Source organism: Ruminococcus sp. 210702-SL.1.03 (genome assembly GCF_020559915.1).
Lineage (GTDB): Bacteria > Bacillota > Clostridia > Oscillospirales > Ruminococcaceae > YE71.
This window is the reverse complement of sequence record NZ_JAJCLZ010000009.1, coordinates 25,767-39,977: the sequence shown is the minus strand read 5'-3', so window position 1 is coordinate 39,977 and position 14,211 is coordinate 25,767. Positions and strand designations below refer to the sequence as shown.

Annotated in this window: 11 protein-coding genes; 2 read left to right on the top strand and 9 right to left on the bottom strand. The window is 51.8% G+C overall.

All coding sequences use genetic code 11. The annotated features are described in order from the left end of the window. Nucleotides 1-42: 42 nt before the first annotated feature. Both LI114_RS06490 and LI114_RS06485 read left to right on the top strand, forming a co-directional pair. Nucleotides 43-1,104 carry an SH3 domain-containing protein gene (locus tag LI114_RS06490; RefSeq protein WP_227219975.1) on the top strand — a complete coding sequence of 354 codons (1,062 nt, stop codon included), beginning with the start codon at nt 43-45 and terminating at the stop codon, nt 1,102-1,104. Nucleotides 1,105-1,118: 14 nt separating this feature from the next. After that, nucleotides 1,119-2,108, top strand: a complete 990-nt coding sequence (locus tag LI114_RS06485; RefSeq protein WP_227219974.1) for a serine hydrolase — start codon at nt 1,119-1,121, stop codon at nt 2,106-2,108. A gap of 87 nt (nt 2,109-2,195) precedes the next feature. On the opposite strand, the gene LI114_RS06480 is transcribed toward LI114_RS06485, so the two are convergent. The 9 genes from LI114_RS06480 to LI114_RS06440 form a co-directional block, all read right to left on the bottom strand. Next, complete coding sequence (locus LI114_RS06480; protein ID WP_227219973.1) at nt 2,196-2,738, bottom strand: hypothetical protein; 543 nt, start codon at nt 2,736-2,738, stop codon at nt 2,196-2,198. A gap of 98 nt (nt 2,739-2,836) precedes the next feature. After that, nucleotides 2,837-4,003 (bottom strand): MFS transporter, encoded by a 1,167-nt coding sequence (locus tag LI114_RS06475; RefSeq protein WP_227219972.1) that lies wholly within the window; start codon nt 4,001-4,003, stop codon nt 2,837-2,839. 261 nt (nt 4,004-4,264) lie between these two features. Continuing rightward, nucleotides 4,265-7,393, bottom strand: coding sequence for an EAL domain-containing protein (locus LI114_RS06470; RefSeq protein WP_227219971.1), 3,129 nt, complete (start codon nt 7,391-7,393; stop codon nt 4,265-4,267). Nucleotides 7,394-7,415: 22 nt separating this feature from the next. After that, nucleotides 7,416-8,888 carry an extracellular solute-binding protein gene (locus LI114_RS06465; RefSeq protein ID WP_227219970.1) on the bottom strand — a complete coding sequence of 491 codons (1,473 nt, stop codon included), beginning with the start codon at nt 8,886-8,888 and terminating at the stop codon, nt 7,416-7,418. Nucleotides 8,889-9,133: 245 nt separating this feature from the next. Continuing rightward, nucleotides 9,134-10,120, bottom strand: coding sequence for a Gfo/Idh/MocA family protein (locus LI114_RS06460; RefSeq protein WP_227219969.1), 987 nt, complete (start codon nt 10,118-10,120; stop codon nt 9,134-9,136). Nucleotides 10,121-10,196: 76 nt separating this feature from the next. Beyond that, nucleotides 10,197-10,463 carry an HPr family phosphocarrier protein gene (locus LI114_RS06455; RefSeq protein WP_022128612.1) on the bottom strand — a complete coding sequence of 89 codons (267 nt, stop codon included), beginning with the start codon at nt 10,461-10,463 and terminating at the stop codon, nt 10,197-10,199. Between the two features lie 69 nt (nt 10,464-10,532). Then, the gene (locus LI114_RS06450) at nt 10,533-12,446 is read right to left on the bottom strand and encodes a fructose-specific PTS transporter subunit EIIC (protein WP_227219968.1); all 1,914 of its coding nucleotides are present in this window, start codon (nt 12,444-12,446) and stop codon (nt 10,533-10,535) included. 29 nt (nt 12,447-12,475) lie between these two features. Next, complete coding sequence (gene pfkB, locus LI114_RS06445) at nt 12,476-13,384, bottom strand: 1-phosphofructokinase (protein ID WP_022128610.1); 909 nt, start codon at nt 13,382-13,384, stop codon at nt 12,476-12,478. Nucleotides 13,385-13,386: 2 nt separating this feature from the next. After that, nucleotides 13,387-14,151 carry a DeoR/GlpR family DNA-binding transcription regulator gene (locus tag LI114_RS06440; protein WP_319638293.1) on the bottom strand — a complete coding sequence of 255 codons (765 nt, stop codon included), beginning with the start codon at nt 14,149-14,151 and terminating at the stop codon, nt 13,387-13,389. Between the last annotated feature and the right edge of the window lie 60 nt (nt 14,152-14,211).

Here is a 14,211-nt window from a genome sequence, read left to right as displayed (position 1 = left end):
ATGGTATAATAAAAGCAGTACCGCTAAGAAAGGGGTAAATTTATGGAAAACAACAGAAACAATTACAATACAGGCGGGGCGAACGGCGCTCCGCAGGACGACGAATACATGACCATGTACGCGGGCAACGAGCCGGAGAACGGTCAGAATATGCAAAACGGGCAGTACGATCCGAACGCGCAGTATCAGCAGGGCTACGGCTACGATCAGCAAGGGTATCAAGATCAGCAGTATTATCAGGACTATCAAGACTATCAAAACTATCAGGGCGGCTATCAGCAGGATCATTACCAAACCCAGCCAAACTACTACCAGCCGCAGAAAAAGAAGAGCCACGTTATTGCCATCGCGGGAATGGTATCGGTATTCGTGGTGTGCGTTTCGGCGGTGCTGATAGCGTTTATGCTGCGCACGGGCGGAAAATCGTCCACCAAAGACGAGGGCGACGTAAAGGCGGTAGAGCAGGCGCAGACTGCAGCGACCACCCTCGCGACAACGCCGGCGGCTACAACCGCCCCGCCGGAAACCACCGCTCCCGAGACCACCACCCCCGCGCCGACCACCACTAAGAGGGAAAAGACCGACGCTGAAAAGTACGGCTATGTAGATTACCCGCTGACGCTGGTAGTTCGCGTTGACGAAGCGGGACAGCTGCCGATACGCGACAAGGCGGACAGATACGACTCGAACAAGATAGCCTACATACCCGACAGCACATCGGTAACGGTACTGGGCTACAAAGATACAGGCTCGGAAGTATGGTTCCGCGTAAGCTACGGCGGAACGCAGGGCTGGTGCCGCGGCGGTATGCTCCAGCCCGCCGACCTCAACGACATTTACAGCAGCTCGGGCGTATACGCCATCTCGGGACTGACAAACTGGCGCTCGAAATTCGTAGTGACCTACCCCACATCCTCCGAGGACTACGGCGACGCCACGATAAACGGCACGCTGTATTTCCAGCCCGACCTCAGCAGCGGAGTGCAGATGCGCCTTAGCAGCGTAAGCGGATACGTCAGCGGCAAAGACGGCGATTTTTACTTCGTCATGATCTCAAACGGCATCGGCGGCTGGGTAAACAAGGGTCAGCTCACATTCAATTAAGGCGGCTGATGGATATGAGGATTACGAACATGAAGAAGCTCGCGGCGGTATGCGCGGTATTCGCCATGCTGACGGGCTGCGGAAAATACATCGGACGAAACGGTATGCGCAGCGAGAGCACGGTGCAGACATCTAACATACAGACTGACTCCGCGCCGACGGAAAGCGTGAACGGTACGGAAAGCGCGGCGGAAAGCGGCGTTTCCGAAGCCGAAAGCAAGGCGGAAAGCAAAAAGAAAAAGTCTAAGACTGACGACAGCAGTGCTGACAAGGCAGCCGTCGGCGACATTACCGCGGCGCTGGACGATACTTTCGCTGATCTGACCTCGGCGGGCGGCACATATTCTCTCTGCGCGGTCTCGGACACAAAGCGGCTGGCGGCGGGAAATTCGGGCGGCGAGAACGCGAAAATGATCTCGGCCAGCCTTATCAAGCTGTACGTCGCAGGTGCGGTTTACGAAAAAGCCGACAGTGTTCGCGCGGCGGAAAGCTACTCGGGCGAAACTGACGAGCTGCTTTCAGACATGATCTCGCAGAGCAGCAACGATGCCTGCAACACGCTTGTAACACGGCTGGGCGGCGGCGACGCTGACAAGGGAATAGCGGCGGTGAACAGCTTTTGCGAGGCGCACGGCTACGCCGACACCGAGATGAACAGGCTTATGCTTGATTTTAACGGCAAGGAAAACTACACCTCGCCCGCCGACTGCTGCGCTATTATGTCAGATTATTACAGCGGCAAACTCGCGGGCGCGGAGAGCGTTATCAACTATATGCGCGCGCAGGCGACACGCACGAAGATACCCGCAGGCATACCTGAGGAAGCGGAAGTCGCGAACAAAACGGGCGAGCTTTCCAGCGTGGAGAACGACTCGGCGATAATTTTCGCACCGCAGGGCACGTTTTTCCTCTGCATAATGACCAACGGCGATGCCGACACCGCCGCCGCGAGGACGAATATTACGCAGGCGGCAGGGCTGGTGTATACGGAAATGACGAATTGAAATAAATTTTATAAAAACAAATGATCCCAGCAATTCGTAATAATTTGAACTGCTGGGATCATTTTTATTACTAACGACAACAAAAACTCAAAAGTCAAAGCTATATTTTTCTTCACCTTTAATTTCTTCTAAACAATCAACATAGAGAAATGGAATTCCTCTATCTCTATGTTTGTAAAGATAATTTGCCAAATACGCAACTGCTGACATAAATTCCAAAATAAATTTAGGTTCGACACAATGGTTTGATTTTTCGTAAAAATACCTTAATTCTTGAAATAAATTTGATGCATCGCTTATTTTATCAGATACAATTTTTATATCATATGCTTCGTTAAAAATAGTTCTCATATAATTTACAATGCAATTTTTTGAATTATCGCTCAGCTTTTTCCAATGTTCATAAAGGAGATGTCCCTTGGCATATGAATCATTTTCAAAGTTTTGGATATATTTCAAGCCTATCTCTGTAGAGAATACTGCATTTACGATCATTGGGACGTATTTCATAGAATAATCATCGCAATTCTTAAAGTACTTTTCGTAAGTATCAATACTTATGTCTTTAAAAATATTCATATCAATTATCATACTACCAACTTTATTCTCGTCGATCACTAGATTTGACATATTTTACACTTCCTTTCTCTCTTTAATTCGTGTCAATATTATATCACATTAAAACAGTTAAATCAATTAAAAATTATGCCAAAAATTTTGTCAAATTTTTACTCCCCCGCCTTTCTAGCCGCGCAGGCTTTTTCCGTTTTTGAGATCATGACCAGCAGCATTATCAGGAAAAACGCGAGGTACAGCGGCATCAGGCGCAAGCTGATATGGTTCGCGATAAGCCCGAAAAGCGGCGGCATGAAAGTAGAGCCGACGTATGCGCTAGCCATCTGTATGCCGATTATGCCCTGCGAATTTTCCGCGCCGAAGTTCGCGGGCGTGGAGTGGATGATGCATGGGTAAACGGGCGCGCAGCCCAGCCCGATGATGACAAAGCCCGCCATAGAGCAAACGCCGACGGGCAGCGCTGTAAGCACAACTCCGAAGAGCGCAAGCCCCGTGCCCGAACGTATCATGCGGTTGTCGCCCAGCTTATCGGAAATAAAGCCCGCTATGAAGCGCCCCGCCGTTATGCCGATGAAAAATAGCGAGCCGAAAGCCGCCGCGCGCGTTTTCGACACCCCGCGCACACCCTCCAGGTAGCTGCTCGCCCAAAGCATAGTTGTCGCCTCGGCGGCGCAGTAGCAGAGAAAACCTATCAGCAGGTAGGGCACGCCGCGTATCCTCAGCGCTCCGCCCAAGCCGAGCACCTCGCTTTTCTGCGCTTCGTCAGCGGCGGGCTTGTTTATCTTCCAAAGCGGCAGGGTCAGCAGTATCACGGCGGCTATGCCGAACTGCATACACGAAACGGTGCGGTAGCCGCTCGTCCAGACCGAATGCGCCAGCGCGTAGCTCATGATGTACGGGCTGATTATCGTGCCCACGCCCCAAAAGCAGTGCAGCCAGCTCATGTGCCGCGAGTTGTAGTTGAGCGCGACGTAGTTGTTCAGCGCCGCGTCGATAGCGCCCGCGCCCAGCCCGTAAGGCACGCCCCAAATGCAGAGCTGCCAAAAGCTTTCAGCGGTCGAGAAGCCGAAAAGCGCGGCGGCGGTGAGCAGCACGCTTACGAGCGTTACCCCGCGCGTGCCGAATTTTTTCGTCAGCCGCTCCGACATCAGCCCCGAGATTATCGTGCCGCCCGAGATTATCATGGAAACGAAGCCCATGTACGAAAGCGGCACGCCGAGATCCACGCGAATGGTCGGCCATGCCGAGCCGAGCAGCGAGTCGGGCAGACCCAAACTGATGAAAGCCAGATATATAACGGCGAGAAGCAATGTATACATAAATATCCCTCTTTGTCATAATTTGCACCGCCCGTGCTAAAAAGGCGGCATTTGAAGTATAGCACATCATACATAAAATGTCAAGGAACATAAAAATCAAGTTTTTTAAAATTTTTTTGATTTTTTCGCGATTTTTTGCAACCAAATGCATTTTAAAACGTCTTATTTATGAGGGCGCTTTTTTGCGCCCGCGCATATTTGAAAAAGCTTAAACGGCACAAACAGAAGCACCGCAGTTCAAACGTTCTGCGGTGCTTGTTTTTATATAGTTCCGTTCGCGCGCTCGCTCTCGGCTTCGACGCAGAGGTCGAGTATCTCGCCAGTCATCTGCTCGGTGCACTTCATCGGCTCGAAGCTCGGCTTGCCGAAGTAGAAGCCCTGCAAGAGGTCTACTCCGCACTCTATAACCTTTTTCAGCTCCTCGCGCGTTTCCACACCCTCAGCCAGCACAAGCGTATTTTTCGTAGCCGCTATCTGCACCAGCTTCGTTATTATGTCCGCCTTGCCCTCGTCGCGGTCGCAGCCGCTTATTATCGAGCGGTCTATCTTTATTATGTCAGGCTTCAGCGTAAGCAGTGCGTACTCGCTGTTGTAGCCGCTGCCGAAATCGTCCAGCGCGGTCATTGCGCCTATGCAGCTTATCCACTCTTGCTTAGCGTGGACGTATTCGCTGTTCGCTTCCTCGCTCTCAAACACCTCGAGCACTATGCTGTTCAGAATATCCTTGTTCTCGCGCTCTATCTCGGCGATGTCCTTAGCGTCCATTATGCAGTTCGAGATCGAGTTTATAAATATCTTAGCCCCCTGCGGCACCATTCCCTCTTTGATAAATTCGTGGAATGTCCTCAGCGCCAGCTTCCATGTCAGGCGCTCTATCTCATAAAGCTTCGCGCTGGTCTTAGCTATTCTGATAAAGTCCAGCGGCGCTTTGAATACCTCGCTCTGCGGGCGCATCAGCGCTTCGTAGCCGTATATCCTGCCCGTTCGTACTGAGATTATCGCGTGCAGCGCGTACTTTATGCTCTCGGTGTCGATTATCCTGTTCATCTCCTCTACGCCCGTGATGAGTATAGAGTCTTTGGTGTACTTCGTTATATCAAACTCCGCAATGCTGCCCTTGGTCGAGTGCTTTATCGTGTACATCGCGAAGTCGGCGAAGCGTATCAGCATTTCGTAAGAGGTCGAGTCATCCGGGTACCAGGCTATGCCGCCGCTCGCGCGCAGCTTGTAGTGCGTGCCGTCGCTGAGTATGCAGTAGCTCTCGCCCAGCTTCTCTATCACCTCTGCCACTATCCGCCGTATCTCTTCCTTGGTATCAAAGCCGCTGAGGAATACGTTAAATTCGTCGCCCGACATTCTCGCCACCACGCCGCCGTGGTAGTGGAAGTTTTTCAGCACATTAGCCGTAGCCGCTATATAATCGTCGCCGAAGTCGTGCCCGTAGGTATCGTTGACGTATTTCAGATCGTCTATATCGAACATGAGGAACGCCGCAGTCTTTAGCTTTTTCGGCTCGCGGAACATTTTCTCTATCGTGTGCTGATAAGCGCGGCGGTTCAGCAGGCCGGTAGTAACGTCGTAGTCGCGCTCGTACTTGACCTTCTGCATCTCCATCACCGACTGAGTAACGTCCTGCACCAGACCCAGTATGTTCGCGCCGTCCCTGCGCAGGCTCAGGCTAAACCATTTCTTTTCGCCCGCGTCGTTGGTAAGCGGGTACTGGCGGCTGATTATCACGCCGTCATCGCCGCTGTAAACGTCCGCGAAATGCTTAGCTATGTTCGTGTCGTTATTGTAATCTATCTCAGCCATCAGCCGTGAAAATTCCGAGTACGGTATAGTGCGGTCGCCGCAGCCGGGCAGTTTATCGCAGCTCAGCGTAGAGATCATGCTTTCGCTTATAAACACCGTCTGCTTCACAGTATCGTACATGAAAGCGCCTATGCCCACTACCGCCATGCTGATTATCTTAGATACGCGCGAGGACTGCTCTTTTACATTTATCTGAAGCTGCTTTATCTCGTCGGTAAGGCTGTCGATCTCGGTTATGCCCGAGGACTCGAAGTTTATTATCTCATCGCTGTCGCGGTTTTGCTCCAGCGTTCTGCTTATCTTGCGCACAGGCGCGGTGAGGTGGCGGTTCATGAATATCGTGCAAAGTATACTTATAGCCGCCGATATCACGAACGATACCGTAAAGAGGTGCACCAGCGTAGAGTATATGCTCAGCGCCTCCGCCTTTTCGGAGATCGAGATTATCGCCCACTTGTTATACTTGTACGGCGAATCGGCGTTGTAGATATTTATGTCCTTTATAGTGCCTACTGTCGGCACGCTGACGGTGCTCTTTGTATTGAAATCATATACATTTTTGCCGATGCTGTGCTCGCGGCTTATCACCGTGCCGCTTCCTACCACTCGCTTGTATATCGCGCCAGAGTTTAGCTGAGGAACATAAACGCCGTCATTATCCATATCCACGCCAAGAATGTAGCAAGAGCGCTCGTTCGGCAGGTCATTGCCGGGTATATAGCTGAGCACTGTTTTTTCCATCAAGCCTATGCCGATAACGCCGTATACCTCGCCGCTGTCCGCAACAAGCGGCACGGTATAGCGCATGCTCTCTCTGCCGGTTTCGGATATTGCGGAAAAGCCCGTCCAGCAGCCCAGGTCTGCCATATCTGTCTTAGGATTCTCGCGGGCGGTGCGCAGCGTTTTATAGTAAAACTCAAAGCTGCCCTTTTCCCCGCCCGAAAGCTGCAAATGCGATGTCCAAGCCGAGTCGAGCATAACGTCAAATTCCGAGGCTATATCGGCGCTGCCCGCCTCCAGGAACACATTTTCGCGCTCAGAGGCGAATCCGTCTGTTACATTTACATCGCGCAGATACACCGTTGCCAGCGTATCGGAAGTATCGTCGCCCTTCGGGCCGCTTTCGTAAAGGCTGCCTGTATCCAGCACTATGTAAGCGTCATTCACCAAGCCGCGGTGCAGCATTGAGGATAAAGTATCTACCGAATCATGCAGTATCTGCTTGCAGAGCACCTTATCGGTCTTTATATCGCCGTAATCAGCATTATTCGAGCGCAGCGCCCTTTCTGTGATATCGTTTATCTCCCTGCCCGCCTCGTATACCAGCGGCATTTTGTTTGCCAAAGTATTTTCAACGTAGTTCTTGCGGTTTTCGGTCTTTTCGGAAACGGAATCGTAGGCGTATTTTTTTATATGCGAAAACTCGCCGCTTACGAAAAGCATAGCCAAAAACGTGCCGAACTGCAGCACAGTAAGCGCCAACGTAGCAGCAAACAGCCTCACAAAAAAGGGGCAGCCTCTTCTGCGCTGATTATTATCGGCGGTACTGCCCGCTTTTTTGGTAGATCTGCTCTTCATTTATCTTACGCCCCTAAAAAGTTTACCTCTCTATTATCTTTTGCAGCTCGGTGCAGAAAGAATCGTACCATTCGTCAAACGCTGCGTCGCTGGTGTACTCCGCCAGCACCTCATCTCTGTCGCCGCCCTTGCTTATCTTATCCATAGCTTCGTCGTAAGCGCTCTGAGCAGTGTCCTGAATGCGGCTCTCTAAGAAAGTGCGCACATCGGCGGAATTTTTAAAAGGCGGCATGGTGTAAAGGGTGCTGCTGTTTATCTCGTCGATGGCGAGCTTTAAGGTATCCTTGCAAATATCGGTAAGCTCTTTGCCTTCATTTGAGGTAACCTTTTCTATCTCGCTGAGATCGCAGGCTTCTTTCTTTACAGGCAGGTAGCCGGACTCTGCCGAGAAGTTTATATTGCGTTCCTTTTCGGTGAACCATTTGAGGAACACGGCGCTCGCGTACTCGCTCTTTTCGTCAGATCTCAGTACCGACATACCCGCGCCCTGCTGAACTATATAGGGGTCTTTTCCCTCGAAATTCGGCACGGGCAGCACCAAATTATCTATCGGGTAAGAGTTATCGTCATCTATGCTTACCTCGGAAGGGGTGTACATAGCGCCCGTGGTGGAGCAGATCAGAGCGATTATCTTGCCGGTCTTGGCGTCCTCGCTGCGGAACCTGCCCTGCGCGGTGAACCAGCCCTTTACATACGGAACGTAGTAGTTTTCCCAAAGTTTCTTTAAAGCGGCTTTATCCACATTCATCTCGGCGCTGCCGTCCTTATCGAGCGTAACGTAAGAGCAGCCGAGCTGTTTTCCGCCGATGCTCATGTAATTCGCTATCGAATCTCTGCCGAAAAACGCCTTGCCGTCATTCGGAACGTCGGGCGTGAGGGCGTCGGTATAGTCGTAATACTTGCCTGCCACCTCGGTAAGCCCCTCCCATGTAGCGAGGTCGTCGGTGGTCACGCCGGTCGCGGCGGCGAATTTTTTCCAGTCGGTATCGTTGAGTATCATTACCTCAGTACTCTTAGCCGTCGGGAATATTTTCAGCGAGCCGTCGCCCGCAAATTCGCCCTCTTCGATATATCCGTCAATGTATTCGTCAAGCTCATCATCGGTAAAATACTTGCTCATATCCGCAAGCCCGTCAAGCTGATCTACAACGCAGGCAGTTTCGGCATATGTCGCAAAAATATCAGGCGGCAGGTCTGCGCCGCTGTCTTTTTTAACAGAAGCCACAACGCTGTCCGCAAGCTCGGAAACGGAGTTCTTCGAGTAAGCCTCGACTATGATGCCCTTATCCAGACCAACGGTATTGTTAAATTCCTCCACCGCTTCGTCAAAGCTTATAAGCTGAACGCCGTTGTAATAATGCCATATAGTAATGGTAGTAGGGTCGTCCTTGCTCAGCAGAGAATCATAATTTTTCTCTTTTTTGCCGCATCCGCCCAGCATGCCTGCCGTAAGCGCCGCAGCGACCGCGAGAGCTGCTATCCTCTTCATTTTCATATTACATTCTCCCTCATTTTTAGCTTCGACGTATTAACGTAGTAACACAAAATACCTACCAAGTCGATACGTAATAAGTTCATATACATTATACACCATTTTTCGGTTAATTGCAAGTTAAATAGTTGTATATTTGTAATTTGTTAACAATATATAAAAGTCACAAAAACTGAAGCCTTAGCCTGATGAATTTCTATTATTATAATAGTCGAACAGTTTGTCAATTTCCGAGATAAAAGACCTTCTCACCACACCTCATTAGGATACCTAAGCCCCCACTCTTTTCGCAAGCGGGTCATTATCTCCATCACGTCGCGGGTGTGCTGAAAGCGCAGAACCGAGGTATCTCCGCTGCGCACGGAGGCTTCCATGTCCTGCAATTCGTAATACAGCGCACGCGGAGTGCTGCCCGCCGCTATCTCGCGCACCGCGCCTGTTTCGGCGTCCACTATGCGGGCTTTGTCGGCGCGGGGGTACTCCATTATCTCGATGTAGCCCTTTTCACAGCTTATCACCGCGCGCTTCGGCTGCTTTGAGTGCATGGAAATCGCCGCCGTAGCCATCTGCCCGGCGGGATTTTTCAGCAGTATTGTCGCCATTTCGTCCGAACCCGTCGGCGAAGGCAGCCACTGGCTGAGCACCTCTTCGGGCTTTTCGGTCATGAAGCTGCGTATCAGCGAGAGGGCGTAAACGCCTATGTCCAGCAGCGCGCCGCCCGCTAAGTCCATGTTGAAAAAACGGTTTTTCATATCGTATTCCTTAAAGCTGCCGAAATTCAGCGTCATTATCTGCACCCTGCCAAGCTCGCCGCTTTCCACTATCCGCCAAAGCTCTTTATACAGGGGCATATGCCATATCGTCATAGCTTCGCCGATGATAAGCCCGCGGCGCTCGGCGAAGGCGGACGCTTCTTCCAGCTCGCGGCTGTTCAGCGTTATCGACTTTTCCACCAGCAGGTGCTTGCCGCTCGCGAGCGCTTTTTTCATGTACTCGTAATGCGTGTTGTGCGGGGTGGTGAGGTAGATAATATCCACCTCGGGGTCGGCGAAAACCTCGTCGATAGCGCCGTACACCTTTTCCACACCGTATTTTTCGGCGAAAGCGACCGCTTTTTCGTGAGTGCGGTTCGCCACGGCGTACAAGCGCCTGCCCATATCGCTAAGCGCCTGCGCCATTTCGTTCGCGATGACTCCGCAGCCTATAACTGCCCATTTCAGTTCTTTCTTTTCCATAAAACATCTACCTTACCAAACTTATCAAAAAAAGACCGCAGCGTTTTTCAGCTGCGGTCTTTCAATTAGTCGTTGATCATTCGCCGAAGCCTTCTTCAAACATCTTTACCAGCTCGCCGAGAACTGCCTGCTCGTCGCCGCCGTTCACCACGATCTCTACATCGGTGCCGTTCTTTATGCCCGCTGCCATGATCTGCATTACTGCCTTAGCCTTGATGTCCTTGCCGTTAGCTTTCATGATGACTTCGCTCTCGGGGTGGGCTTTTACCGCCTTTGCGATAAGTCCCGCGGGGCGCATATGTATACCTTCTGCGTTTATTACCTTTACGACCTGTGATGCCATGATAGATCTCTCCTTCTTAAAATTTGATATTGTTTGATTTTTATTCCCGAAATTTTTCTGTTATCAACCTTAGTTTTCAACTTTCTTTTTCAAAAGACCGAGCAGCAGCATACTTACCACCGAGCCTACCGCCAGCGCGATAACGTACTGAAGCGGGTGGCCGACTACGGGGAATACGAAGATACCGCCGTGGGGTGCGCGGAGGGTGCAGCCGAAAGCCATCGAAAGTCCGCCTGCCGCCGCAGCGCCAACCATGCAGGAGGGGATAACTCTCAGCGGGTCGGCAGCCGCATAGGGGATAGCGCCCTCGGTTATGAAGCTCAGACCCATGATGTAGTTTACAGGGCCGCTCTTGCGCTCTTCCTCAGTAAACTTGTTCTTGAAAAACGTGGTAGCGAGGGCTATCGCGATGGGAGGTACCATGCCGCCTATCATTACAGCCGCCATTATATCGAAGTTGCCCGAGGATATTGCCGCTACGCCGAATACATACGCTGCCTTGTTGAAAGGGCCGCCCATGTCTATCGACATCATAGCGCCGAGTATGCAGCCGAGCAGCACCTTGTTGGCATCGCCCATGTTTGAGAGGAAGTTTGCTACGCCGTTGTTCAGCACGCCCATTATCGGGTTTACCGCGCACATGATTATCGCGATGATGCCCAGTCCGCCAAGCGGGTAAATGAGTACCGGCTTGATGCCGTTGAGCGCCTTTGGCAGACGGTCGCAGAGCTTTTCGAGCATCAGCATAAGAAATCCGCCGAGAAAGCCTGCCAGCAGCGCGCCGAGGAAGCCCGAGGGTATATTGCCCGAGGGGTTCGCAAACGTAGCGCCCGATACCGCCATAGCGCCGCCCGCCATGCCTACCAGAAGTCCCGGCCGGTCAGCGATGCTCTTGCCGATGTAGCCCGCGAGTATCGGTATCATGAAAGTAAAAGCATAGTTGCCGATGGTCTTGAACCAAGCCGCCGCCGCGAGGTGCGTACCGAAGTCGCTGTCCTGCGGAGCGCCGCCCAGCGAGTCGATGAGGAACGCGAGGGCTATGAAAATACCGCCCGCTACTGTGAAAGGCAGCATATTTGATACGCCGTTCATCAGGTGCTTATACATCTTTCTGCCAAAGCTCTCATTGCCGCTCGACGAAGTATTTGCCGCGCCTGCGCCGCCCTCGTGATAATATACAGGCGCGTCGCCAGCCTCTATGCGGTTTATAAGCTCTTCGGGTATCTTTATGCCGTCGGAAACTTTGGTGCTTAGCACCTTTTTGCCGTTAAAGCGCGCCATCTCTACCGTTTTGTCCGCCGCTACGATTATTCCGTCGCAGGCGGCTATCTCTTCGGCGGTGAGGATATTTTTCGCGCCGCCCGAGCCGTTTGTTTCTACTTTTATAGATATACCGAGCTTCTTGCCCGCTTTCTCGAGCGCTTCCGCCGCCATGTAGGTGTGCGCTATGCCCGTGGGACAGGCGGTAACGGCGAGCACCCTGTATCCCTCAGCCGATACGACCTCAGCGCGCGGCTCGTCGGGGTACTTTTCGTTTTCCATATCGTCGATGACCTTGAGGAACTCTTCCTTGTCCTTAGCGTTCAGCAGCTTTTCTCGGAAGTCCTCGTCCATAAGAATCGTCATAAGGCGCGAGAGCACTTCGAGATGTACGTCGCCGTCGTTCGGAGCGGCTATCATAAAGAGCAGGTTTGAAGGCTCGTCGTCAAGCGCTTCGTAATCCACGCCCGCGGGCACTGTCATAGCGGCGAGCGAGGGTGCTTTTACCGCTTCGCTCTTGGCGTGGGGGATAGCTATTCCCTCGCCCACGGCGGTAGAGCCTTTGTCTTCTCTTGCGAGTATACCTTTTTTATATACTTCTCTGTCGGCGATACAGCCGCCCTTTACTTGAAGGTCTACCAGCATATCTATCGCTTCGCTCTTGGTCTTTGGTGAGGCGTTTAGCAGTATGCTGTCTTTTTTCAATAAGTCAACTATTCGCATGATTATTCCTCCCTACACGATATTTTTTATCAGAGCGTTTCAAGCAGCTCTGCTATCTTTTCTTTTTGCGCCAGACCGTCCGAGAAAGCGGTAGCGCCGCCCGCGGCCGTGCCAAGCTTTAAAGCGTATTCGTAATCTAACTGATCGCCCTGCTGTATTCCTGCGGTAAAGCCAGCCACCATCGAGTCGCCCGCGCCTACCGAGTTTTTCACCGTGCCCTTGCATACTCCGCAGCGGTGCTTTTCGCCAGTTTCGTCGATGAGCATAGCGCCGTCGCCCGCCATGGATATAAGCACGTTTCGCGCGCCCATTTCCTGAAGCTTTCTAGCGTACTTTTCAATGTCGGCATCGGTAGAAAGCGCAACGCCGAACATCTCGCCCAGCTCGTGGTTATTCGGCTTTATGAGAAAAGGCTTGTATTTCAGCACGTTCAGCAGCAGGTCTTTGGTAGCGTCTACCACTGTTCTGATGTCCCTGCCCGCAAGCTTTGCGAGTATGCGCTCGTAGATGTCCGAGGGCAGCGAGGAGGGAATGCTGCCCGCGAGCACCAGCGTATCGCCGTCGCGCAAGGCTTCAAGCTTTTCAAAAAGCGCCGCCACGGCATCATCGTCAATATCAGGTCCCTGACCGTTCAGCTCAGTTTCCTCTTCTGATTTTATCTTTACGTTTATTCGGCTGTTTCCATTCTCCAGCCGAACGAAATCGGTATCTATACCCATATCCGCAAGGCCTTTTTCAATAGCCTCGCCCGTGAAGCCCGCGGTAAAGCCCAGCGCCTTTGAGTCAACGCCCAGCTCTCTGAGCACTATCGAAACGTTTATGCCTTTGCCGCCGAAATACATTTCCTCGCGCTCAGAGCGGTTGGTCATGCCCAGCTTCATCTCGCCCGTGTGTACAACGTAGTCGATGGCGGGGTTGAAAGTTACAGTATATACCATAGTTACATTACCTCCTTGACGTTTACCTTTGAGATATATTTTTTATTTTCCTCGCTGAGTTTGTCTGTGATGAGCCTTACTCTGCCGAGCTTGGCGAAAGTAACTGCCGAGATCTGACCGAATTTGGAGTGATCTGAAAGAATGTAAGCGATACGGCTGTTTTGCACGGCGGTGGATTTCACGCTGGCTTCGTTGCGGTCCGGCGTGGAAACTCCGGCGGCAAGCGATATGCCGTTCGCGCCGAGAAAGCTTTTTGTGAAATTATAGCTTTGCAGCGAGTTCACACATTCCGCGCCGACTATCGCTTCTGTAGTCAGCTTTATCTCGCCCGCGGGGATATACACGGTAAAGCCGCGCTGCGCGAGCCTTTTTGCATGAATGAAAGCGTTTGTAACGAAAGTAACGTTTTTCTCGGGCAGAAAATCTATCATATAGCCCGTGGTAGTTCCCGCATCGAGGAATACGAAATCGCCGTCATCCACAAGCGAAGCGGCGTATCGGGCTATCGCGATCTTCTCTTCGTTAAAGAGCTTCGACTTAGCCTCTACGTCCTGCTCCACCACGCTGAACGAGTGGTCTTCGGCGGATATTGCGCCGCCGTGCACCTTTTTCAGCAGACCCTTTTCGTCGAGCTGGGTAAGGTCGCGGCGCACGGTAGATTCCGAGGCGCCCAGCCGCTCGCAAAGCTCCGGAAGCTTTACGCTTTTATTCTGTTTCACCATTTCCAAAATAACTGAATATCTTTCCTCAGTAAGCAAATCTATCACCTTTCAGCATTTCCATTTGACTCGCAATGAACGTTATTGACTGTTTCTGATTATAGGATA